This window comes from Burkholderiaceae bacterium DAT-1, from assembly GCA_019084025.1.
Classification (GTDB): domain Bacteria; phylum Pseudomonadota; class Gammaproteobacteria; order Burkholderiales; family Chitinimonadaceae; genus DAT-1.
In genome coordinates, this window is sequence record JAHRBI010000001.1 from 578,026 (window position 1) to 601,032 (window position 23,007).

Below are 23,007 nucleotides of genomic sequence, written 5' to 3' on the forward strand. Positions count from 1 at the left end.
GCTCGGTTAAATGCAAACGCGCCATTATACGCTGTGAAGGTGTCTGACCTGTCGAATTGCAATCGCAATGACCGTAGTGCCTGCGCGCAGGCATATCTCGCCGCTTGCCGAATCAGCCACAAGCAAATCGCCGGAAACCGCTTGCCTATCCGGCGTATCGATCTTTCCTGTGACAACGTAATACAGTTGCCGCATATCCTGCCGCATCAGCACAGTCAGATCGGTAGCGGGATGCAGCACGTCCAGTTCGGCATCAAACTCGCCCCGACGCACCATCAGATTGAAATCACGCAGCGGCCCATTCAGCAAGGTGGATTCAATCGCTGTTTCGCCCGGAAAGCGCACCGGATGCAGCGGCTTATCGAGCAGCATGGCACTCCCATCTGCGCAATCCAGTCGCATACCCGCGCCATCCAGTACCAGCAGTGTCCGGTCTATCCCCGGAAACAGAGAAAACGGCCCGCTGGTGGCCACGCTGGCAATCGATAGCCTGATCAGAAATCCATCTGCAGATTCAGGGTCTGGGAGGCGCCACAATTCGGTGGTGACGCCACCGCCATTTTTCCACGGCATCTGACGATACGATTCCGGCCCCAGCTTGATCACACTCACAGACATCTCCACGCAAAGGTAGCCGCAAGTGTATCAGCCATCGGTATTGATGCGTTTAACCAGCTCTTGCAACACCGCGCCTGCACGATCATTCCCCACCTGACAGGTCCCGGCGGCTTCATGCCCGCCACCGCCATAATCCAGCATCAGACGGCCGACATCCGTTTTACTGGAGCGATCCAGAATCGATTTACCGGTGGCAAATACCGTATTCTGCTTTTCACGCCCCCACATCACATGAATGGAGATATTGGTTTCGGGGAACAGCGCATAGATCATGAAGCGATTGGTGGCCCAGATGGTTTCTTCCTCACGCAGATCGAGTACGGCCAGATTCTTGTAGACTCTGGTACAACGCTGAATCTGCTCGACCGCCTTGGGTTCATGATCGAAATACAGCTCGACCCGCTCGCGAACATCCGGCAGCGTCAGAATGTCCTCAATGCCATGATTGGCGCAGTAGCTGATCAGATCCATCATCAGCTGGTAGTTGCTGACGCGGAAATCGCGGAAGCGACCCAGTCCAGTGCGGGCATCCATCAGGTAGTTCAGCAGCACCCAGCCTTCCGGCCGCAGGATTTCGTCGGCATTAAAATCAGCGGAATCGGCCTTGTCCACCGCCTCCATCATATCGTCCGACACATTGCGGAACGCTTTGCGTCCGCCGTAATACTCGTAGACGACACGCGCAGCCGATGGCGCATTGGCAATGATAATGTGATTGTCACGCTGCCCTTTATTGCGCACCGTTTCCGAATGGTGGTGGTCGAAAGCAAGGTGAATGCCTTCTGCATAGGGCAGATTGGTGCTGATATCACGATCCGTCACCGGCACCTTGCCATCCTGCATGTCCTTCGGATGCACAAACAGGATGTCATCAATAAGATCCAGCTCGCGTAAAAGTACGGCACAGACCAGGCCGTCGAAATCGCTGCGGGTGATGAGGCGGAACTTCTGTTTGGACATGGCGCACTCCTGAAAGTCGGGCCGGACACACGACCCGATACCTAATAGTCAGTTTCGTATCCAGTACGGATTTTTGCCAGTTCTGGCGATGCCACCCGCCACACGGTCATGTCGTGAGCGTTCAGACCAGGACAGGCGGGTCTCCCGACAGCGATCATCCAATCCGGTAGCTTGCGCAGCCCCAGAACTCACCGATGACGCCCCCACTCAGGGATGCTCGCAGCATATATCGATCATATTACCGCTCTACACGCATTAAATATTCGACCCAATGCATGCCAGGCAACTCGACAAGTACCTGATTTTTATTAAATTTTCACTTTTACGCTCATCGACTGACCGCTTGTAAGGCCTGCCCAATCGGGTCGTTTTCGCTTACAATGTCGCCCTTTGTCATTAGTTTTCAGTCACTTGCCATGTCATCTGTGATGCACTACCCGGATACCTTCGATGTGATCGTGATCGGTGGCGGCCATGCAGGCACCGAAGCCGCGCTCGCCAGCGCCCGCATGGGCGTTAAAACCCTGCTGCTCACCCACAATATCGAGACGCTGGGGCAGATGTCCTGCAATCCTTCGATTGGCGGCATCGGCAAGGGACATCTGGTCAAAGAAGTGGATGCACTCGGTGGCGCCATGGCGCTGGCGACGGATATGAGCGGCATTCAATTCCGCATCCTCAATGCCAGCAAAGGCCCGGCGGTTCGCGCCACTCGCGCACAGGCCGATCGCGTGCTCTACAAAGCTGCGATTCGCCACATGCTGGAAAATCAGCCTAACCTGACGCTCTTCCAGCAGGCTGTCGACGACATTCTGGTTGAAGGCGACCGCGTGACGGGCGTCGTGACACAGATCGGCATTCGCTTCTCCGCACGCGCAGTCGTACTGACTGCAGGCACGTTTCTGGGCGGCAAGATTCACGTTGGCCTTGAAAATCATATTGGTGGTCGCGCGGGTGATCCTGCGTCTATTACGCTGTCGCAGCGTCTGCGTGAACTGCAATTGCCAGTTGGTCGTCTGAAAACCGGCACCCCACCGCGCATTGACGGTCGCAGCATCGACTTTAGCGTGATGACCGAGCAGCCTGGCGACGATCCGGTGCCGGTTTTCTCGGTTCGCGGCAATCGCGCCATGCATCCGCGCCAGCTGCCCTGCTGGATCACGCATACCAATGCACGTACGCACGAGATCGCCCGATCAGGCTTCGATCGCTCGCCCATGTTTACCGGCGTGATCGAAGGTGTGGGTCCGCGTTACTGTCCGTCCATCGAAGACAAGATCAATCGCTTTGCCGATAAAGATTCACACCAGATCTTCCTCGAACCGGAAGGCCTGGATACGCACGAGTATTACCCCAACGGCATCTCCACCTCCCTGCCCTTCGACATCCAGCTGCAACTGGTGCGCTCGATTCCGGGCCTGGAGCACGCGCATATCCTGCGTCCCGGCTATGCCATCGAATACGATTACTTTGATCCGCGCGCGCTCAAGGCCACGTTTGAATCCAAAGCGATCAACGGTCTGTTCTTTGCTGGCCAGATCAATGGCACGACAGGTTATGAAGAAGCCGCCGCTCAAGGGCTGTTTGCCGGTCTGAATGCTGCACTGCAGGTGCAAGATAAGGATGGCTGGACACCCGGTCGCGAGCAGGCTTATCTCGGCGTGCTGATCGACGATCTGATTACGCGCGGCGTGTCCGAACCCTACCGCATGTTTACCAGCCGCGCCGAATTCCGCCTGCAATTGCGCGAGGACAACGCGGACCTGCGCCTCACCGAAACCGGCCGTGCACTTGGATTGGTGAGCGATGCGCAGTGGGATGCCTTCAGCCGCAAGCGCGACAGCATTGCGACTGAATACGAACGCCTGAAATCAACCTGGATCAATCCACGCCTGATCGAAGCAGCCGACGCCCAGCGCGTACTAGGCCAGAGCATCGAACGCGAGTACACACTCGAGCAGTTGTTGCGTCGCCCCAACGTCACTTATGCGCAACTGATGACCCTGCCCGTCGCCGGAACTGGCGTCGAAGACCCACAGGTAGCCGAACAGGTCGAAATCCAGGTCAAATATGCAGGGTATGTCGAGCGACAAAAAGACGAAGTGGCGCGACGCGCAGACGTCGAAGATGTCAAACTACCTGCAGATTTCGACTTCAGCGGAATTTCTGGTTTATCCCGCGAAGTACAGCAGCGCCTCAAGCAACACCAACCGGAAACCCTCGGGCAGGCTTCGCGCATTCAAGGCGTCACGCCTGCTGCCATTGGTATTCTACTGGTGCATCTGAAGCGCGCAGCCAGTCTCAGTAAACAGTCCAAGCAGGATGAATCCAGCGACGCAGCCTGATCCGGAACACGCATGACAATATATACACAGCAATTAAACGAGGGACTGACCAAGCTGGGTCTGACACTGGAAACCGAAGTCAGCGAGAAGCTGCTCGACTATCTGGAACTCCTGAGCAAGTGGAATCGCGTCTACAGCCTCACAGCTATTACCGAACCATCACGCATGGTGTCGCATCACCTGCTCGACAGCATGGCTGCACTTCCGCCAATTACCGGCATCATGCCGGAAGGCGGGCGTTTGCTGGATGTAGGATCGGGTGGCGGACAACCGGGTATTCCCTTCGCGATTGCACGACCTGACTGGCAGATCACCCTACTCGATAGCAATCACAAGAAGACGACTTTCCTACGTCAGGCAGTGATCGAACTCGGACTGAAAAATGTCAGCGTAATCTGCGACCGCGTTGAAGCAGTCCCTGCGGAGCACCCTTTTGATGTCATCACCTCGCGCGCTTTTGCCGATCTGGGCGACTTTGTCCGCCTGACGCGACATTTGCTGACCAAAGGCGGACAATGGGCTGCACTCAAAGGCGTGCGCCCCTACGAAGAAATGGCTGCATTGCCATCAGATATTCACACCCGCGTGGTCGAATCACTAGACGTACCCGGCCTCGCAGCTGAACGCTGCGTGGTGTTCATGGAGCCAAGCGAATGACATGCACCATCGCCATTACCAACCAGAAGGGCGGCGTCGGCAAAACCACGACCGCGGTTAATCTGGCGGCAGGCCTCGCACAAGCAGGCAAACGGGTTCTATTGATCGACCTCGATCCGCAAGGCAATGCCACCATGGCCAGCGGCGTCGACAAGATGCGCCTGCTTCGTCATGCCTATCACCTCTTACTGGGTCATGCCACTTTTGACGAAGTTGTACAACATACCGAGTTTGGTATGGACATTCTGCCGACCAACCGTGAATTAGGTGGAGCCGAAGTCGAACTGGCAGACATGGAACACCGTGAAGTCAGGCTGCGACTGGCGCTTGAGGGTATTGCAGCGCGATATGATTTCATCCTGATCGACTGCCCACCCGCCCTGAACATGCTGACAGTCAATGGCCTGTGTGCGGCTAACGGCGTTATTATTCCCATGCAATGTGAATACTATGCACTGGAAGGCCTGTCCGATCTGGTCAATACCCTGCGACGCATCCGCCAGACATTGAATCCCCGCATCGAGATTTTTGGCCTCGTGCGCACCATGTTTGACTCACGCTCCACACTCGCGCAACAAGTGGCGGAACAATTAGCCAGCCACTTCGGCGACAAGGTCTTCCGCACGGTGATTCCTCGCAACATCCGGCTGGCCGAGGCCCCCAGTTACGGCAGGCCTATTTTTGCCTATGACCGCAGCTCACGCGGCGCTCAGGCCTATACCGAACTGGCGCAGGAATGCTTGGAACGACTCGACAGCCCCCATCACGAAATGGCGCCTGCCTAAGGCAGGGCCTGGAAACACACCGGAATATCATGGCAAAACTCAAAGGACTCGGTCGCGGTCTCGATGCATTGCTCGGCAATACAGCATCCTCGGAAGAACGACTTGAAAGCCTGCCCGTCCACTTTTTGCAGCCTGGCCGCTACCAGCCGCGCACCCATATGGATGAACAGGCGCTCGAAGAACTGGCAAATTCAATCCGAAGCCAGGGCGTCATTCAGCCTATTCTTGTCCGCGAAGTTGGCATCGACAAGTACGAGATCATTGCAGGCGAACGCCGCTGGCGCGCCTCGCAAAAGGCTGGTCTGACCGATATTCCGGCCGTCGTCCGCTCCGTGCCAGACGAAGCCGCCATTGCCATGGCGCTGATCGAAAATATCCAGCGCGAAGATCTCAACCCGATTGAAGAAGCGGTTGGCCTCAAGCGCCTGATCGACGAGTTCGGCATGACGCACGAAGGCTGCGCCCAAGCAGTTGGCCGCTCGCGTTCTACCATTACCAATCTCTTGCGCCTGCTGGATCTAGCCGAGCCTGTCCGCCTGCAGCTGATGAATGGGGCGCTTGACATGGGGCACGCGCGTGCATTGCTCTCTCTGCCTGTGCTGCAGCAGATCGAAATGGCCATCAATATCACCGAGCATGGATGGTCGGTGCGTGAAACCGAGCGTCAGGTGCAAAAGCTGCAGGAGCAAAAGCTGCCCGTCGCCAAGGCAGAGCGCAAAGTTGATCCTGACCTAGTCAGACTAGAGAGCAACCTTTCCGATCGGCTGGGCACCAAGGTATCCATTCAGTCATCCAAGAAGGGAAGCGGAAAGATGGTGATCGAGTACGCATCACTTGATCATCTGGACAGCCTACTCGCCATCCTGCAGACCGAAGACTAAATCTGCAACACCTTTTTAGTTTGGCGCAACAGATTTTTTCCTCGAAAAAACAGTGGATTACACCCTTATTTCAGGAGTGTAACTTGACCTATGACGTTACAAAACGCTAATATCCCGAGGCTTGGCTTGGGCGAGCCATTTAATGCTCGCCTCCAGCACCTGATTAAAGGGGTTGTGATTACGATGTCAGGGCTTACCGCCCTTGTTTCCGTGATTGCCCTAATTACCTCAGGTACGTCGGCGATGTTCGCTGCTCTCTGGGGCGGCTTGAGCCAGATCGCTGCCGTTCTGGCCTATGCCCGGGTAGGTCGCATTACGCATATCACTGGTTCGCAAGCCATGCTGTCCAAACAGCTGGTTGCCGAGCTGGTCAAGGTTATCGTCTCGCTTCTGCTGGCCGCATCTGGTTTTGCAGTGCTCTTTGCACTCAACCTTGCCGCTACCGGAATATGGTTACTGATCAGCATCATTGCTGCACAGATTGCCTACGGGGTTGTACTGTTTTCCAAATAATTGTGATTCCAACGCTATGTCGGCACATAACGCACCTGCAAATCCTTCAGAATACATCGGGCACCATCTGGGCTTCCTGCAAACCCAGAGCGGTTTTCACCTCGATACATTCTTTGTTTCCGCCATTCTTGGCCTCGTCTTCCTGCTGGCTTTCGGCCTGGTTGCACGTCGCGCCAAGGTTGAAAATCCGGGTCGCTTCCAGCTCTTCATCGAACTGGTCATCGAGCTGGTCGACAACCATGTGAAGGAAATTTTCCACGGCCGCAGCAAACTGATTGCCCCGTTGGCCCTGACCGTGTTTGTCTGGATTGTGCTGATGAACGCAATGGACTTCCTGCCGGTTGACCTGCTGCCAAAAATCGGTGGCGAATTCGGTCTGGAACACCTGCGCGTGGTGGCAACAGCTGACTTGAACCACACACTGGCCATGTCCCTCGCCGTCATCCTCATCGCCATCGGCATGGGTATCCAGGCCAAGGGTATCGGCGGCTTCCTCGCTGAATTCGTGACTGCACCGTTCCATGCAGAAGGCACCGCCATGAAGCTGGTGCTGATGCCCGTCAACATCGCCATGCAGCTGATCGAATACGGTTCACGCGCCATCGCGCTGGCCATGCGGTTGTTCGGCAACATGTTTGCCGGCGAACTGGTGTTCATGCTGATCGCACTGCTGCCATGGTGGGGTCAACTGATTCCGGGCGCAGCCTGGGCAATCTTCCACATCCTGATCGTGGTACTGCAGGCTTACATCTTCATGATGCTGACCATCGTTTACTGCAGCCTGGCAGTGGAAGCACACTAATCTGACGAACGAGATGCATCTACAGGGTGCATCTCGTTTAAAGTGTTTGTTTTTTTGTTTTACCTTTAATCACCATCCCACTTAGGAGTATCTCAATGGAAAACCTGGCCCCCCTGTACGCACTGGTTCAGCAATACACCGTGATCGCCATCGGCCTGATGATCGGTCTGGCTGGTCTGGGCGCTGCAATCGGCGTTGCACTCGTTGGTGCCAAGTTCCTGGAAGGCGCAGCACGCCAGCCGGAATCTGCAGCCGCTCTGCAACCGAAGCTGTTCGTTATCGCCGGTCTGGTTGACGCCATCTTCATTATCTCCGTTGCTGTTGGCCTGTTCTTCGCAACTGCCAACCCGCTGCTCGCCGCAATCGCCAAGCACTAAGACCTGGACGATTTTCGGAAACAAGCAAGGGGTTAAACAATGGACATTAATGCGTCCCTCTTCGGCCAAGCGTTGGTTTTCGCCATCCTTGTGCTGTTTGTGATGAAGTTCGTTTGGCCTCCGCTGATCCAGACGCTGGATGAGCGCGCATCGCGCATCGCTGCCGGCCTGACCGCCGCCGACCGTGCCAAGCACGATCTGGAGCTTGCTGAAAAGCGTGCTGCAGAAGAACTGCGCGCGGCAAAGGCCCAGGCAGCCGAGATCATCGCACAAGCTGACAAGCGTGCTGCGCAGATCATCGATGAAGCCAAAGACGCCGCACGCGTCGAAGGCGAACGCCTGATTGCCGGTGCCCGCTCGGAAGTTGACCAGCAAGTCCACCAAGCCCGTGAAGAGCTGCGTATTCGCGTCTCCGAACTGGCTGTCGTCGGTGCAGAAAAAATTCTGCGTCGCGAAGTGGATGCTGCTCGTCATGCCGACCTGCTGGGATCACTCAAAGCGGAACTGTAAAAGCTCATGGCTGAACTCATTACCGTCGCAAGACCATACGCCGAGGCAGTTTTCCGGCTCGCGCAGGAAGCGAACAGCCTGTCCGCGTGGTCCGATGCACTCGCCATTTTGGCGACAGCTGCACAAGACCCGCTGGCGGCAGAGTTCGCAGCCAATCCGAAGTTTGAGGCGAGCCAGGTTCAGAGCCTGCTCGTAGAGTTGCTGGGCGATAAGGCCACAGCGTCGGTGGTGACTTTCATCGCTACCGTGCTGGAAAATCGCCGTTTTGCCGCACTGCCGAAGATTGCCGAAGTATTCGAGCTCCTGAAAGCACAGGCCGAAGGTTCAGTGGATGTCGTGATCGAATCCGCCTTCGAACTGAATGCCGATCAGGTGAACGATCTGACCGCCATCCTCGCTGAGCGCTACAAGCGCCGCATTACGCCGACCGTAACCGTCAACGCCGATCTGATCGGTGGTGTACGCATGACAGTTGGCGACGATGTGATCGACGCTTCCGTACGCGGCAAACTCGCCAGCCTCTCGGCGCGCCTCACCAGTTAGGAGTAATCATGCAATTGAATCCTTCCGAGATCAGCGAACTGATCAAGAGCAAGATTCAGAACCTGTCGACTGGTGCTGAAACACGCACCACCGGCACGGTCGTTTCCGTGACCGACGGTATCGTTCGCGTCCACGGTCTGACCGACGTGATGCAGGGCGAAATGCTCGAATTCGTCGGCAACACCTTCGGCCTCGCGCTGAACCTGGAGCGTGACTCCGTCGGCGCCGTGGTGCTGGGTGACTACGAACACATTTCCGAAGGTTCGGAAGTGAAGTGTACCGGCCGCATTCTGGAAGTGCCGGTCGGTCCGGAACTGGTTGGCCGCGTGGTCAACGCCCTGGGTCAGCCGATCGACGGCAAGGGTCCGATCACCGCCAAGGTGTCGAGCCCGATCGAAGTGATCGCCCCGGGCGTGATCGCCCGTCAGTCCGTGTCCCAACCGCTGCAAACCGGTATCAAGGCGATTGACGCCATGGTGCCGATTGGCCGTGGTCAGCGCGAACTGATCATTGGTGACCGTCAAACCGGTAAGACCGCTGTTGCGCTGGATGCCATCATCAACCAGAAGGGCACCGGCGTGATCTGTATCTACGTCGCGATCGGCCAGAAGGCTTCCTCGATCGCTAACGTGGTACGCAAGCTGGAAGAACACGGCGCAATGGGTCACACCATCGTCGTGGCAGCTGCCGCTTCCGAATCTGCAGCGATGCAGTTCATCTCCCCGTACGCTGGCTGTGCCATGGGCGAATACTTCCGCGATCGCGGTCAAGACGCCCTGATCGTGTACGACGATCTGTCCAAGCAAGCTGTGGCATACCGCCAGATCTCGCTGCTGCTGCGTCGTCCGCCGGGCCGTGAAGCTTATCCGGGTGATGTGTTCTACATCCACTCCCGTCTGCTCGAGCGTGCAGCTCGTGTGAACGAAGACTACGTTGAAAAGTTCACCAACGGTGAAGTGAAGGGCAAGACCGGTTCTCTGACCGCCCTGCCAATCATTGAAACCCAGGCTGGTGACGTGTCCGCATTCGTGCCGACCAACGTGATCTCCATTACTGACGGCCAGATCTTCCTGGAAACTGACCTGTTCAACGCTGGTATCCGTCCTGCGATTAACGCCGGTATTTCGGTGTCGCGCGTTGGTGGTGCAGCCCAGACCAAGGTTGTGAAGAAGCTCGCCGGTGGTATTCGTACCGCTCTGGCTCAGTACCGTGAACTCGCAGCGTTTGCACAGTTTGCGTCCGATCTGGACGAAGTAACTCGCAAGCAGCTGGATCGCGGTCGCCTGGTGACCGAACTGCTGAAGCAAGGCCAATACGCGCCGTTCAAGGTATCGCAGCTGTCTGTGACCCTGTACGCCGTTGAAAAGGGTCTGGCTGATGACGTGCCGGTTGAAAAGGCACTGGCATTCGAAGCCGCTCTGTATGCCTACCTGAAGGCCAACCATGCTGCGATCATCGAAGAGATGGACCAGAAGGGTGAGCTTTCCGGCCCGAACGATAAGGCGCTTGCAGAAGCGATCAAGTCGTTCAAGGCCAATGGCGCTTTCTGATCTGATCTTTAACTAGGAAGGTCAAATCATGGCAAGCGGCAAGGAAATACGCAGCAAGATCAAGAGCGTCCAGAATACGCGCAAGATCACGCGCGCCATGGAAATGGTGGCAGCGTCGAAGATGCGCAAGGCCCAGGCACGCATGCGTGCAGCACGTCCATACGGTGAAAAAGTCCGTGTGGTGTGTGCTCACCTCGCGCAGGCTTTGCAAGACTACGCGCACCCGTTCCTGACCAAACGTGCTGAAGTGAAGCGCGTGGGTCTGATCGTGGTTTCCACCGACAAGGGCCTGTGTGGCGGTCTCAATACCAACGTATTGCGTACCTCCGTCAACAAGATGAAAGCTTGGGAACAAGCCGGTATTCAGGTTGATGTAACCGCCATCGGCAACAAGGCATTCGGTTTCATGCAACGTGCGGGCGCCAATGTGGTGTCCCACGCCGTGCAACTGGGTGATACCCCTCACCTCGACCGCCTTATTGGGCCGGTCAAGGTGATGATGGATGCCTACCTTGCAGGTGAGATCGATGAATTGCATCTGGTCTATACCCGCTTCATCAATACCATGAAGCAGGAACCGACAGCAGAACAACTGCTGCCAGTCTCTGCCGAAGCGATGAAGCCGGTAAGCGAGCACCCGTTCGAGTACATCTACGAACCGGGTCCGGAAGCAGTCATCAACGATCTGCTCACACGCTATATCGAAGCGCTGGTCTATCAGGCTGTGGCTGAAAACATCGCCTCCGAGCAATCCGCACGGATGGTGGCAATGAAGGCCGCGAGCGACAACGCCGGTACGGTGATTGATGAACTGAAGCTGGTCTACAACAAGACCCGCCAGGCAGCAATTACCAAGGAATTGTCGGAAATCGTGGCAGGTGCCGCAGCAGTCTGATCGCGCGCCGGTCGCGTTGTTTGCGACGAAGGCTTAGCGCCGCATGTGAGTCTCCATGCGGCGCACATTGAAAATGTGCCGGTCGCAAACGCGATCTGGATGACGAACTCTATTTTTAAGGAATGCAACGATGAGCCAAGGGAAAATCGTGCAAATCATCGGCCCGGTCGTCGACGTGGAATTTCCGCGTGACAGCCTGCCGAAGGTTTTCGACGCGCTCAAGCTCGAGTCCGCAACGCTGACGCTGGAAGTACAGCAACAGCTGGGTGATGGCGTGGTTCGCGCCATTGCAATGGGCTCCACCGATGGTCTGAAGCGCGGCATGGCCGTTCTGAACACTGGCAACCCGATCTCGGTACCAGTGGGCAAGGCCACACTGGGCCGTATCATGGACGTGCTGGGTGATCCGGTTGATGAAGCCGGTCCGGTTGAATCCGAAACCAAGTGGGCTATTCACCGCAAGGCACCGAAGTTCGACGAACTCAACCAGTCGGTTGATCTGCTCGAAACCGGTATCAAGGTGATTGACTTGGTCTGCCCGTTCGCCAAGGGCGGTAAGGTGGGTCTGTTCGGTGGTGCCGGTGTGGGCAAGACCGTTAACATGATGGAACTGATCAACAACATCGCCAAGGCTCACTCGGGTCTGTCCGTGTTTGCTGGTGTGGGTGAGCGTACCCGTGAAGGTAACGACTTCTACCACGAAATGAAGGACTCGAACGTTCTGGACAAGGTGTCCATGGTCTACGGCCAGATGAACGAGCCGCCTGGTAACCGTCTGCGTGTTGCGCTGACCGGTCTGACCATGGCCGAGTACTTCCGTGATGAAAAGGACGAAAACGGCAAGGGTCGTGACGTGCTGTTCTTCGTGGATAACATCTACCGCTACACACTGGCCGGTACCGAAGTGTCCGCTCTGCTGGGTCGTATGCCGTCTGCCGTGGGTTACCAACCTACCCTGGCTGACGAAATGGGTCGCCTGCAAGAGCGTATTACTTCGACCAAGAATGGCTCGATCACTTCCATCCAGGCCGTTTACGTGCCAGCCGATGACTTGACCGATCCGTCGCCTGCCACCACGTTTGCTCACTTGGACGCAACCGTCGTGTTGAGCCGTGACATCGCCGCACTGGGTATCTACCCGGCCGTCGATCCGCTCGACTCCACCTCGCGTCAGCTCGACCCGCAAATCGTGGGCGAAGAGCACTACAGCGTGGCCCGTGGCGTGCAGTCCACTCTGCAGCGTTACAAGGAACTGCGCGACATTATCGCGATTCTGGGTATGGACGAACTGTCCGCAGAAGACAAGCTGGTCGTGGCTCGCGCCCGTAAGATCCAGCGTTTCCTGTCCCAGCCGTTCCACGTTGCTGAAGTGTTTACCGGTTCGCCTGGTAAGTACGTTCCGCTCAAGGACACACTGCGCGGCTTCAAGGGCATCCTGGCTGGCGAATACGATCATCTGCCGGAACAAGCGTTCTACATGGTCGGTTCGATCGACGAAGTTGTCGAAAAAGCCAAGACCCTGAACTAAGAGGGGCAGGATATGGGCATGACCATGCATCTGGATGTGGTAAGCGCTGAAGAACAAATCTTCTCCGGCACCGTCGAGTTTCTCGCGGCACCGGGTGAAGAAGGTGAAATCGGTATCCTGCCACGCCACGCTCCGCTGCTGACGCGTGTGAAGCCTGGTGCCCTGCGTATCAAGGTTGCGAACAGCAACCAGCCGGAGCAGCTGATTTTCGTGTCGGGTGGCATTCTCGAAGTGCAACCGCATGTGGTCACCGTTCTGGCCGATACCGCGATTCGTGGTGAAGACCTCGATGAAGCCAAGGCATCCGAAGCACGCAAGCGTGCCGAAGAAGCTCTGGCCAACCGCAGCGGTGCAATGGACTACGCCAAGGCGCAAGCCGAACTGGCACAGGCCATCGCACAACTGGCAGCGATCCAGCGCCTCAAGAAGCAACACTGATCTGCTTATGCAGAACGCCAAAAAGGACAACTTCGGTTGTCCTTTTTTATTTGGCCCGGTGTTGTAAAAACTCAGACTTACCGTTCATTCCCACAAAATAACCGGTCATCTACCCAACTGGAGACTTGCCAATGGCATAGATAATATCCAGACTGCACGGATATGCAAAAGTTGCATTCGGTCTGGAGCCTGACAATGAAGAAGATGAGTGGATTTACGTTGATCGAGTTGATGATTACGGTAGCAATCATCGGCATCCTGCTGAGAATCGCAGTGCCTGCTTACTCAACGTATATGAGCAGCGGAAAAATTGCAGAGGGCACCTCGACGCTTGTGACCACCCGTGCGGCGCTGGAGCAGTATTATGCGGACAATCGCAGATATGACAACTACACAGGGGGAATTTGTGCGGCCGCACCTAATAACACGACTAAATATTTTTCCTACGCCTGTACGCTTGCCACCAACTCCTACACCATTACTGCTACCGGCTTGAGCACCTCAGGGGTGCCTAACCTTGCATTGACGATCGATCAGGCAGATGTAAGAACCACGACCATTCCGGCAGCATTAAACGGCACCGGCTCAGCCATTACACTAAGTACCTGCTGGGCCAAATCCATCAAGAGTACGGGCTGCTAATCATGAAAAGTCGTGGTTTTACACTCGTCGAGATGCTGATCACACTGGTGATTCTAGGCGTGGGTCTCGGCATCGCGGTGCCCAGCATGAATGCCTGGACCAATGATCGGCGTGCGCAAGCTGTCGCCCAGAGCATGATTGACGGATTGCGCTTCGCTCGTCAGGAAGCACTCTCCCGCAATACCAATATCAACTTCACGCTGGTCACTGAAACTGATGGCACGGTGAGCTGGGAAGTCGGTTGCGCCCAGGTAGTGAACAATCAAAACGTCGGCACCAGCACGGCATTGATTGGCTGCCCCGCTACCATTCGGGAAAGAAAGTTATTCGAAAATGGTGATCGCTTCAGTGTATCGCCCAGCCCTACCAGCAACACTATTCAGTTCCAGCCCCTGGGCAATATCGCGACCACCTCCATCACCTCGCTAGCAGGCAGCGGTACGGCCACCGCCCTGAACATGATTATCACCTATCGAGGCACTGCTACACCCATTGCGGTTAGCGTAACCGTTGGCGGTGTGATCAAAATTTGCAAAACCTCGATTAGTACAGCGGGAGATCCACTGCTATGCCTAGCACCCGTCGCAACATGACACTTAGATCTAAATCTAAACAAAGTGGCGCCGTCCTGCTTGAAGCGCTGATTTCGGTCGTCCTGTTTCTGGTCGGCCTGATCGCACTGATTTCGGTTCAGAGCAGAGCAGCCAGCATATCCGCGCAAGGCAAGTATCGTGCAGAGGCCGCCTACCTTGCCAATCAGGCGCTGGGCATCATGCGCGCACAGTTACCAGGCAATCCCGGCACACCGCTCGGCAACTATGTCTGCTCGCCCTGTACATCCGCAAACAATACCGCTGGCATGCTTTCCACCTGGGGCCCCACCGTCGCGAGCACGCTCCCTAGCGGGGTGGCCAGCATTGCCGTAGCGGGCTCACTCGTCACGATTACCATTACCTGGCAGGCGCCCAATGACAGCCAGCACAACTTTACGATTAGCAGCAATGTATACAACTAATCCTCGCCGCCAGATGGCTGGCTTCTCCCTTATCGAGCTTCTGGTTGCACTGGGTGTCGGCATACTGGCTTTACTGGCTGTCACGACTGCGCTGGTCAATGCCGATCAGCAGCGTCGCGTAACAGTCTCGGGTGGTGACGCCCAATCCACAGGCATTCTGTCCTCCTACCTTGTCGAGCGGGACATTCGCATGGCGGGTTTTGGCATGTCCGGACTCGCGGCCTTGAGCTGCAACACGCTGACCTATAACGACAGCACGGTAACGACTGGCGCCCAGACTATTAGCAACTTTGGCCCGTTCCGGATTACCGCAGGGGCAAATGCCAATACACCTGATACACTCACCATTCGTTACTCTACGTCCAGTCAGCGCCCTGCAGGTGCCGCACTGACTTCTACCTACACGGCGCCTGGTACCACCGTAGCTGTCGCCAACCGCACCGGGTTTTGTGCAGGCGATGTCGTATTGATTGCACAGCAAGGCAACGCGACTTGCACCCTCGGGCAACTGTCAGCCTCTCCCGCTACCGGCGCTGGCAATATGACCCTAGCGGCAGGCAACACTGCAACCGTATCACCCTGCCTGGGAGTAGCCCGCACGCGCTATTCACCCGCCGGCACTCAGGTCTACGCTACCAACGCGCAGGTCTATAACCTGGGGCAGCAAAGCGTGGTAGCCAACAGTAATTTCCTCGTGACAAATGTGTATACGGTTGCCAATAACTTACTCACACAGAATGGCGCCGCCATTGCCGAAAACGTGGTGAACTTCAAAGTTCAACTACTAGGAGATACCACAAATTCCGGCACTACCGCGGCCTGGACAGGCGCGCAACCGAACTCACTTGCAACCTGGCAACAGGTCAGAGCAATCCGCATGGCCATTGTCGTGCGCAGCCCAACACAGGAAAAGGCTACAGTCAGTCCTGCCTCGCTTGCACTCTGGGATAACGCCCCCGCGGCCTACACGATGACATTATCCGCGACCCAGCAACGCTATCGCTACAAGGTCTACCAGACCATTGTCCCGCTCAGAAACCTGATCTGGACCACAAATGGGGGCATACTATGAAGCGCCAGCAATATGGATTCGCCCTATTTGTGACGCTGATGGCGCTGGTGATCATGTCGCTCGCGGCCATCGCCGTGATGCGTACAACCGATGCGACCAACGCCACCACAACCAATATCACCTTCCGCCAGACAGCGTTGGCCAGTGCTGAAACCGGCGTTCAGGCCGCGCTGACATGGATGGCGAATAACTCGGCCTCACTGGGCACGAATGGCGCCAACGCAGCCGCCCCGACTACAACAGACGGGTATTACGCCGTCTTCACCAATGCAACCAACAGCATGACCGGACTGGATGTACGCCGGGTGATGAGCACCGCATCCACCGATGATGTGAACGATGTGAACTGGTTTGGCTATACCGCAAAATCCAATGCCCGTAATCCCAGCTACCCGATGTCCACGCCAGATGCACTTGGAAACAGCTATCAGTATGTCATTCAGCGGATGTGCACCTCTACCGGTGCAGTGAATGCGGCAGGCCAAACGTGCCTGATTGCCAACTCAACCTCCAAAGTCGGATCGAGTTACAAGGCAACGAATGGTGGTGGTACACCGCTATCCGGTTCCACACAGGTGTTCTACCGCATCACGGTTCGCGTAGTCGGCCCAAGGCAGACCGAAACTTTTGTCGAGGCAATCGTTGCAAATTAATGGCGACGAGGAGATTTCTGATATGAACAATATTTCCCGAAAAATGCGTACGATCCCCATGGCTTTGCTGGGGCTTTGCTACACATTGCAGGCCGCACAAACTGACATTTCCAATGTGCCGCTGGCCACCTGGGGCGGCAGTGCCTCTGTCTCGCCAAACATTCAGATGCTGATGGATGATTCGGGGTCGATGGCCTACGACTTTCTGGGTGACTGGGTCGGAGCCAACGACAATCAATGTGTGGCGAAGTACGATGCAAGCGGCAGTTCGGATGCTTTCTGTTATCCAGGCGAAGTACCGTACATGTCGTCATCGTTCAACTATGTCATGTACAACCCGGCAGTCACCTATACGCCACCACCAACAGGTTCAACACCTACAACATTCTATCCGGCCGCCACACCAACTGCCGTCTATACCGACGAAGTGGATATGAATAGTGGCACTCAGATTGACCTCACTACATCCTACCCGGAGATGGAATACTGCACGGACAGCAGCTACACCAACTGCGCCCGTAATACATCTACCTATCGCTATCCCGATAGTACATATTACTATGCCCGGCTGATCAATTCGCCGAATGGCCATATTAGCTGGGGCAATACGCCCAATTTCCAAACCACCACGCGTAATATCGGGCCATATTACTTCACAGCAACGGCACCACTTTACTGGTGTGATTCAGCCTCCCCGACAAGTCTAACAGGATGCGCAACCACCAGATCTTCAACCAAGATCTACCCGATGCACATGGGTGTGGGTGGGGTAGCAGCACAAGCAGCATCAGGAAGTATTGTTTTATATAACGGAACCCCTCGCGGGACTTTGCGCAGCATCACAGTTGGCACCACCGTGCTCATGAATCAGGCCATTGCCTATTCAACCAATTCATCGAGTGCTCGCTATACTCTTGGGGCGGCGATTGTCTCGGCTATCAATGCGAATAGTAGCACCAGCGGTTACTCGGCAGCCTTGGATGGCTCATGTACGACCTGGAGCAATAGCTGCTATGTCATGCTGTACGCCCCAGCAAGTGCGGGCGCTTCGGTTAATGGCACCTCACCGACATCCTCCGGGATCAGCTTGTATTTCAACGGCTTCTCTGGTGGGGTAACTGCCGTACCTGCTTCAGGCGATCCTGTTTATACCCGGGTCGATATCGTACCCGGCCGAACCTATACCAAAGCCAACACACGTACCGACTGCACTGGCACATCCTGTACATATACCGAAGAGCTGCAGAACTTCGCCAACTGGTACCAGTATTATCGTACACGCACCCATATGGCCAAGGCAGCAACTGCCATCGCTTTTAACGGTCTGACTGACGCATACAATATTGGTTATTCGGTGACCTCGAATGGTACCTACCGCTATGACTCCAGCAACACCGTGGGTGATTTACCGATAGCGCAGTTTAATAGCACTCAGAAGCAAAGCTGGTATGACTCGCTTTACAGTACCAAGGCACATACTTCCACTCCCCTGCGCTTAGCGCTTGCTCGCGCTGGTCAACGCTATGCGGGGGTGTCCTCCATTTTGACGGCAGGCACGAACAGCAAAGTGCAAAATGGGCCAGCGAGCGACCCGGTTACCCAATCATGCCAGAAGAATTATGTCATTCTAGCCACCGATGGCTATTGGAATGATGAAGGCACCTATGTTGTTGGCAGAACTCGCTACAACGTACCCTCTGCAAAGGGAATCAGTTCCTCAGGCAGCGTCAACAGCATCTCCAGTACCTCAATAGGCAATGAAGATAGTAGTCTGCCGGCACCTTTCACCGATACTTATAGCGGAACACTGGCAGATGTAGCTGCTTATTATTACAACACGAATTTGCGCCCAAGCATGGCCTGCAATGTGCCGGTGGCCGACTCCAACTCGCTAAAATGCCAGCACATGACCACTTTTACCATGGGTTTGGGCATGAATGGCAATTTTGCATATTGCACAAACTACGCTACCAACAATTGCTCCAATGACTACAATAACGTCTTACAAGGCACACAAGCTTGGCCAGATCCGACGCAGGCATTCGATGAGCGCCGTGTAGATGACCTTTGGCATGCAGCTGTTAATGGGCATGGTCAGTATTTCAGTGCACGTACCCCAACAGCGGTGGCACGTGGCTTGCAAACTGCACTTTCTACCATTGCCTCCGCGCCGGGCTCGGGTGCGGCAGCTGCAACCAGTACGCTGCAACCAGTAACAGACAATCGTACAGCCTATATCGCAAGCTACACCACCGAAAAGTGGACTGGCGATCTGTCCGCATCGCTTATCGATCTAAATAATGGTTCCATTGGTTCTCCGCAATGGCGTGCTGCAACGCGCCTAGCCGCGCAGGCAACTGCAGGCACACGACGCCTGTATATGTACGACAGTGCCGCCACTGGCGCAGACAAAAAGAAGACAGTTTCGTGGAATAACTTGTCAGCGACACAACAAGGTTACTTTGACCCAAACAACCTGAGTCAGTGCAGTGCAGGTTGCCCTGGTATTACAAGCCAATATGTATTCAACTTTGCTGTTCTGGGTCAGGCTGAAACTGCTACCACACCGGTACTGCGCACTCGAGAAACCCCAATGGGCGATATAGTGTCATCCCAGCCTGTTTTCGTGGGCGCACCTATAGCGACCTATGAAGACGCAGGCTACTCGACCTTTGTCACCAATCAGGCCAGCCGTGCGGGTCGCGTTTATGTAGGTGCCAATGACGGCATGCTGCATGCGTTCGATGCTACCAATGGCAATGAAGCCTGGGCCTATATCCCCAATGCCTCATGGGCCAATATGGGCAATCTGGCGGACACCAACTATTATGCTAGCCATCGCTTCTTCGTGGATGGCCCCATTACCTACGGCGATGTGTACGATGGCAGCAACTGGCGCACCATTCTGGTCTTTGGCCTCGGTGCAGGTGGTCGTACCTATACCTGTATCGACATTACCGACCCGGATGCCCCGCAAGTGCTATGGGAGTTCTCCAATACCAACCTGGGCCTGACCTATGGCAATCCTGTGATTACCAAGCTGGCCAGCGGCGACTGGGTGGTGATGTTTACCTCCGGCATCAACAATGCAGATGGTGTGGGTCGCCTCTTTATTCTGAATGCTGTTACTGGCACTCAACGTACTGGCTCGCCCATGAGTACAGGCACTGGCGATACAAGCACGCCATCCGGACTCAGCAAGATCAGCGCATACGTGTATGACATCTCCAAGAACAATACCGTCAAGTGGGTATACGGCGGCGATCTCGCAGGCAATATGTGGCGATTTGATGTAAACGGCATTCTGGACAACAGCGTTTTCAATCTGATTGCAACCGGGCAGCCGATTAGTGTCGCGCCCGAAATCGGCTTGGCCACCTCTCCGGTGGCACCCATGGTGCTGTTTGGTACCGGTCGATACCTTGGTGTCAGCGATATTTCGGATACAACTCAGCAGTCGTTCTATTCCGTAAGCGACTATGGCACTGGCGCGCAAAACACTGCCACCGCAACCATCAATACTCCGCGAAATACAGGATCACCGCTGATTCAACAGACCGTCACAACCACTACGCTTACGTCAGGCACGACTATCCGCACGACAACAAATAACGCAGTGAATCTGTCCAGTACCGTGCGTGGCTGCTATTTTAATCTGCTGGACTCGAAGGAACGCATGACTGTCGACCCATCGCTGCAGTACGGTGTGGTGGTTGCGGCATCTACCGTTCCCCAATCCAATGCCTGTACACCGGGAGGTTATGGCTGGATTTATCAGGTCGACTACAAGACTTGCGGCAATGCCGGTTTACTCACGGACGGCACCACCAGGTTTGTTGGCAAGAAAATTACGATTGGTACGATTGTAGGTACCACGACAGTTAAACTGCCTAACAACAAAGTTATCATTGAGGCTCGCACATCCAACGCACAAAATCTTCAGGAGGAACTGAATTCCACCCTGATAAACGGCGTGCCCCGTGCGGCAACCTGGCGGGAAATCCTTCAGTAAATGACATCCGCGTATTTTAATTTGCCCAGAAGCGCCAATTTGCGGTTTAATTTACCCAAGCAGATTTGTGCGCCTGCAAAGCGCGCAGCATAACAAAGACAGTAAGGGGGCCCATCGGGCTCCCTTTGAACCATTGTCATACGTCCGGCGCACCATGGCGGGACATTTTCAGTAAAGGGAAGCAAGCGTGATGCAATTTGCTCAAATAGCACGGCTGATGCGCTTCTGGCAGTCCATCCTGGTGATGCTGTCATTAGCGCTGGCTGGATGTGGTGGCCCGGGTGCAGGAAGTTCCAGTTCGTCTGGCGGTTCGGGCGGTAGCGGCAATACCGGCACAGAAGCCATCAGCGTGACTATTTCGTCGGCCTCGGTGGCACCGGGCTCGCCCGCTACCGTTACCGCTACGTTAACCAAGGGAGGCTCGCCGGTTGCACAGGAAGTCATTTCCTTTACCACCGATGCCAATCTGGGCGTGTTTAGTCCCGCCACCGCAACCGCACTCACCGATGCAAGTGGCAAAGCAACCATTACACTGTCTGCAGGCGCTCAAACCGGTGCAGGCACTGTCACCGCCAAGAGCCGCCTCGGCGCAAGTGGTACCGTCAACTATCTATCCAGCGGCACTGGTGGCAATATCACTCTGTCGCTCGGTGCAATCAGTTTTGGCACTGCACCGCTGTCCGCCTATGGCACGACATCCGTCTCGGTTAATGTGCAAGCGAACGGCTCACCCTATCAAACACCGGTAGACGTGACCTTTGCATCAACCTGTGCAGCGAGCGGCAAAGCCATCCTGACCCCCAAAGTCACTACCGTGAACGGTGTGGCCAGCGCCCAGTACAAGGACAATGGCTGTAACGGTACCGATACCGTGACTGCTTCACTGGTTGGGGTGAATACAGCCAGTGCAAGTCTGGTTGTCCTGAGTCCGTCGATTGGCTCGATCCAGTTTGTAAGCGCGACACCGACCACCATCGCCCTGAAGGGCACCGGTGGTGCAGGTCAGAGCGAGACCTCGCTGGTGAAATTCAAGATTGTTGATCAGGCTGGCAATCCAATCAAGGCCGACGTTACTTTCTCCTTGAGTACAACCGTGGGTGGTCTGTCCCTGACCGCAGCTAAGGCTATTTCGGATGCAACAACCGGCGAAGTAAGTACCAATGTGCAGTCAGGTACGGTCGCTACTCCGGTGCGCGTATTGGCAACAGTCACCACGCAATCTGGCGTAATTTCTACGCAGTCGGACAAGTTGTCAATTTCAACTGGTTTGCCAGATCAGGCACACTTCTCCCTTTCTGCTTCAGCGTACAACATCGAAGGTTGGAATTACGATGGTACGACAGCGACACTGACCATTCGCCTAGCTGACCATTTCAGCAATCCGGTTCCGGATGGCACGGTTGTAAACTTTGTTGCTCAAGGTTCCTCTGTTCAACCGTCTTGTCAAACTTCAGGGGGCGTTTGCTCTGTTGTATTCACAAGCCAAGAATTGCGCCCAACCAATGGTAGAGTTGCGGTACTGGCCTATGCAATTGGCGAAGAATCCTTTGTCGATCTGGACGGCGATGGCCTGGTAAGTCTACAGCGCGAATTTTTTGATGCCAATGGTAAGTCCGGTGATCTCCCGGAGGCGTTTCTGGACGTGAATGAGACCGGTGTATACGCATCCAACGATCTCTTCATCGACTTTAACCATAACGGCACATACGATGGTCCTGATAATGCCTATAACGGCGTACTCTGCAAGACCGGCGGAGAGGTTACCTGTAATACACAGAAGTCGTTGCACGTATTCCGCAATATTGAAATGGTGCTCTCAGGCTCTACTGTGGTAACAACCAATATGGTGACGCTGCCAACTGGTAAAACGCTGAGTTCAGGCGCATATGGCCTTGATCTGGGTGGCTGTGGCGGCGCACAAGCCATTCAAGTGTGGCTGCGCGATGTGAATGACAACATTTTGCCAGCAGGTACGACGGTTACGCTTTCTACAGATAACGGTTCAGCCGTGGGGCCATGGTCTTACACCATTCCATCAACCAATGCAAAACGCAGTTCGACACCCGATGCGACCTTTTATATTCGCGGCGATGGCAAACTGGAGAGTGGTGTCTGTACTGACACCACGGGCGCAGGCACATTATCAATTAATGTGACATCTCCCAAGGGCGTTAAGTCTACGTCATACGCGATTTCGCTTGCGAACTAAAT

The 23,007-nt window shown here is 55.3% G+C and carries 22 protein-coding genes; 20 read left to right on the forward strand and 2 right to left on the reverse strand.

Translation table 11 applies throughout. The features are described 5' to 3' along the window. Window positions 1–24: 24 nt before the first annotated feature. Both KSF73_02675 and KSF73_02680 read right to left on the reverse strand, forming a co-directional pair. Entirely contained in the window at window positions 25–573 is a 549-nt protein-coding gene (locus tag KSF73_02675; GenBank protein ID MBV1774614.1) for a HutD family protein, read from the reverse strand. A gap of 72 nt (window positions 574–645) precedes the next feature. Beyond that, window positions 646–1,578 carry an exopolyphosphatase gene (locus tag KSF73_02680; GenBank protein ID MBV1774615.1) on the reverse strand — a complete coding sequence of 311 codons (933 nt, stop codon included), beginning with the start codon at window positions 1,576–1,578 and terminating at the stop codon, window positions 646–648. Between the two features lie 428 nt (window positions 1,579–2,006). Here KSF73_02680 and mnmG point away from each other — a divergent pair, with 428 nt between their 5' ends. The 20 genes from mnmG to KSF73_02780 all read left to right on the forward strand — a co-directional run bounded on the left by mnmG (window position 2,007) and on the right by KSF73_02780 (window position 23,005). Next, window positions 2,007–3,923, forward strand: coding sequence for a tRNA uridine-5-carboxymethylaminomethyl(34) synthesis enzyme MnmG (mnmG, locus tag KSF73_02685; protein MBV1774616.1), 1,917 nt, complete (start codon window positions 2,007–2,009; stop codon window positions 3,921–3,923). Between the two features lie 12 nt (window positions 3,924–3,935). Continuing rightward, complete coding sequence (gene rsmG, locus KSF73_02690) at window positions 3,936–4,580, forward strand: 16S rRNA (guanine(527)-N(7))-methyltransferase RsmG (GenBank protein MBV1774617.1); 645 nt, start codon at window positions 3,936–3,938, stop codon at window positions 4,578–4,580. Next, window positions 4,577–5,365, forward strand: a complete 789-nt coding sequence (locus KSF73_02695) for a ParA family protein (protein ID MBV1774618.1) — start codon at window positions 4,577–4,579, stop codon at window positions 5,363–5,365. Before rsmG ends, KSF73_02695 begins: the two co-directional genes overlap by 4 nt. A 29-nt stretch (window positions 5,366–5,394) precedes the next feature. Beyond that, window positions 5,395–6,246 carry a ParB/RepB/Spo0J family partition protein gene (locus tag KSF73_02700; protein MBV1774619.1) on the forward strand — a complete coding sequence of 284 codons (852 nt, stop codon included), beginning with the start codon at window positions 5,395–5,397 and terminating at the stop codon, window positions 6,244–6,246. Between the two features lie 243 nt (window positions 6,247–6,489). Beyond that, entirely contained in the window at window positions 6,490–6,759 is a 270-nt protein-coding gene (locus KSF73_02705; protein ID MBV1774620.1) for a hypothetical protein, read from the forward strand. A gap of 16 nt (window positions 6,760–6,775) precedes the next feature. Beyond that, window positions 6,776–7,561 (forward strand): F0F1 ATP synthase subunit A, encoded by a 786-nt coding sequence (gene atpB, locus KSF73_02710; protein MBV1774621.1) that lies wholly within the window; start codon window positions 6,776–6,778, stop codon window positions 7,559–7,561. Window positions 7,562–7,656: 95 nt separating this feature from the next. Further along, on the forward strand, window positions 7,657–7,938 hold the full coding sequence (gene atpE, locus KSF73_02715; GenBank protein MBV1774622.1) for a F0F1 ATP synthase subunit C: 282 nt from the start codon (window positions 7,657–7,659) through the stop codon (window positions 7,936–7,938). A gap of 39 nt (window positions 7,939–7,977) precedes the next feature. Continuing rightward, window positions 7,978–8,448 carry a F0F1 ATP synthase subunit B gene (locus tag KSF73_02720; protein ID MBV1774623.1) on the forward strand — a complete coding sequence of 157 codons (471 nt, stop codon included), beginning with the start codon at window positions 7,978–7,980 and terminating at the stop codon, window positions 8,446–8,448. A gap of 6 nt (window positions 8,449–8,454) precedes the next feature. Beyond that, window positions 8,455–8,991, forward strand: coding sequence for a F0F1 ATP synthase subunit delta (locus tag KSF73_02725; GenBank protein ID MBV1774624.1), 537 nt, complete (start codon window positions 8,455–8,457; stop codon window positions 8,989–8,991). 8 nt (window positions 8,992–8,999) lie between these two features. Next, a complete protein-coding gene (atpA, locus tag KSF73_02730) occupies window positions 9,000–10,541 on the forward strand; it encodes a F0F1 ATP synthase subunit alpha (GenBank protein MBV1774625.1) in 1,542 nt (513 codons plus the stop codon). 28 nt (window positions 10,542–10,569) lie between these two features. After that, window positions 10,570–11,436, forward strand: a complete 867-nt coding sequence (gene atpG / locus KSF73_02735) for a F0F1 ATP synthase subunit gamma (GenBank protein MBV1774626.1) — start codon at window positions 10,570–10,572, stop codon at window positions 11,434–11,436. Between the two features lie 130 nt (window positions 11,437–11,566). Then, complete coding sequence (atpD, locus tag KSF73_02740) at window positions 11,567–12,964, forward strand: F0F1 ATP synthase subunit beta (protein MBV1774627.1); 1,398 nt, start codon at window positions 11,567–11,569, stop codon at window positions 12,962–12,964. Between the two features lie 12 nt (window positions 12,965–12,976). Continuing rightward, window positions 12,977–13,402, forward strand: a complete 426-nt coding sequence (locus KSF73_02745; protein MBV1774628.1) for a F0F1 ATP synthase subunit epsilon — start codon at window positions 12,977–12,979, stop codon at window positions 13,400–13,402. A gap of 195 nt (window positions 13,403–13,597) precedes the next feature. Next, the gene (locus KSF73_02750; protein ID MBV1774629.1) at window positions 13,598–14,044 is read left to right on the forward strand and encodes a prepilin-type N-terminal cleavage/methylation domain-containing protein; all 447 of its coding nucleotides are present in this window, start codon (window positions 13,598–13,600) and stop codon (window positions 14,042–14,044) included. 2 nt (window positions 14,045–14,046) lie between these two features. Then, window positions 14,047–14,637, forward strand: a complete 591-nt coding sequence (locus KSF73_02755; GenBank protein MBV1774630.1) for a GspH/FimT family pseudopilin — start codon at window positions 14,047–14,049, stop codon at window positions 14,635–14,637. Continuing rightward, the gene (locus KSF73_02760) at window positions 14,634–15,059 is read left to right on the forward strand and encodes a hypothetical protein (protein ID MBV1774631.1); all 426 of its coding nucleotides are present in this window, start codon (window positions 14,634–14,636) and stop codon (window positions 15,057–15,059) included. The genes KSF73_02755 and KSF73_02760 overlap by 4 nt, the downstream gene beginning before the upstream one ends. Beyond that, window positions 15,046–16,131 (forward strand): PilW family protein, encoded by a 1,086-nt coding sequence (locus tag KSF73_02765; protein ID MBV1774632.1) that lies wholly within the window; start codon window positions 15,046–15,048, stop codon window positions 16,129–16,131. The genes KSF73_02760 and KSF73_02765 overlap by 14 nt, the downstream gene beginning before the upstream one ends. After that, on the forward strand, window positions 16,128–16,784 hold the full coding sequence (locus tag KSF73_02770) for a hypothetical protein (protein MBV1774633.1): 657 nt from the start codon (window positions 16,128–16,130) through the stop codon (window positions 16,782–16,784). The genes KSF73_02765 and KSF73_02770 overlap by 4 nt, the downstream gene beginning before the upstream one ends. A 22-nt stretch (window positions 16,785–16,806) precedes the next feature. Next, window positions 16,807–20,796 carry a PQQ-binding-like beta-propeller repeat protein gene (locus KSF73_02775; protein MBV1774634.1) on the forward strand — a complete coding sequence of 1,330 codons (3,990 nt, stop codon included), beginning with the start codon at window positions 16,807–16,809 and terminating at the stop codon, window positions 20,794–20,796. Window positions 20,797–20,986: 190 nt separating this feature from the next. Continuing rightward, window positions 20,987–23,005 (forward strand): hypothetical protein, encoded by a 2,019-nt coding sequence (locus KSF73_02780; GenBank protein ID MBV1774635.1) that lies wholly within the window; start codon window positions 20,987–20,989, stop codon window positions 23,003–23,005. The last annotated feature ends 2 nt before the right edge of the window (window positions 23,006–23,007 follow it).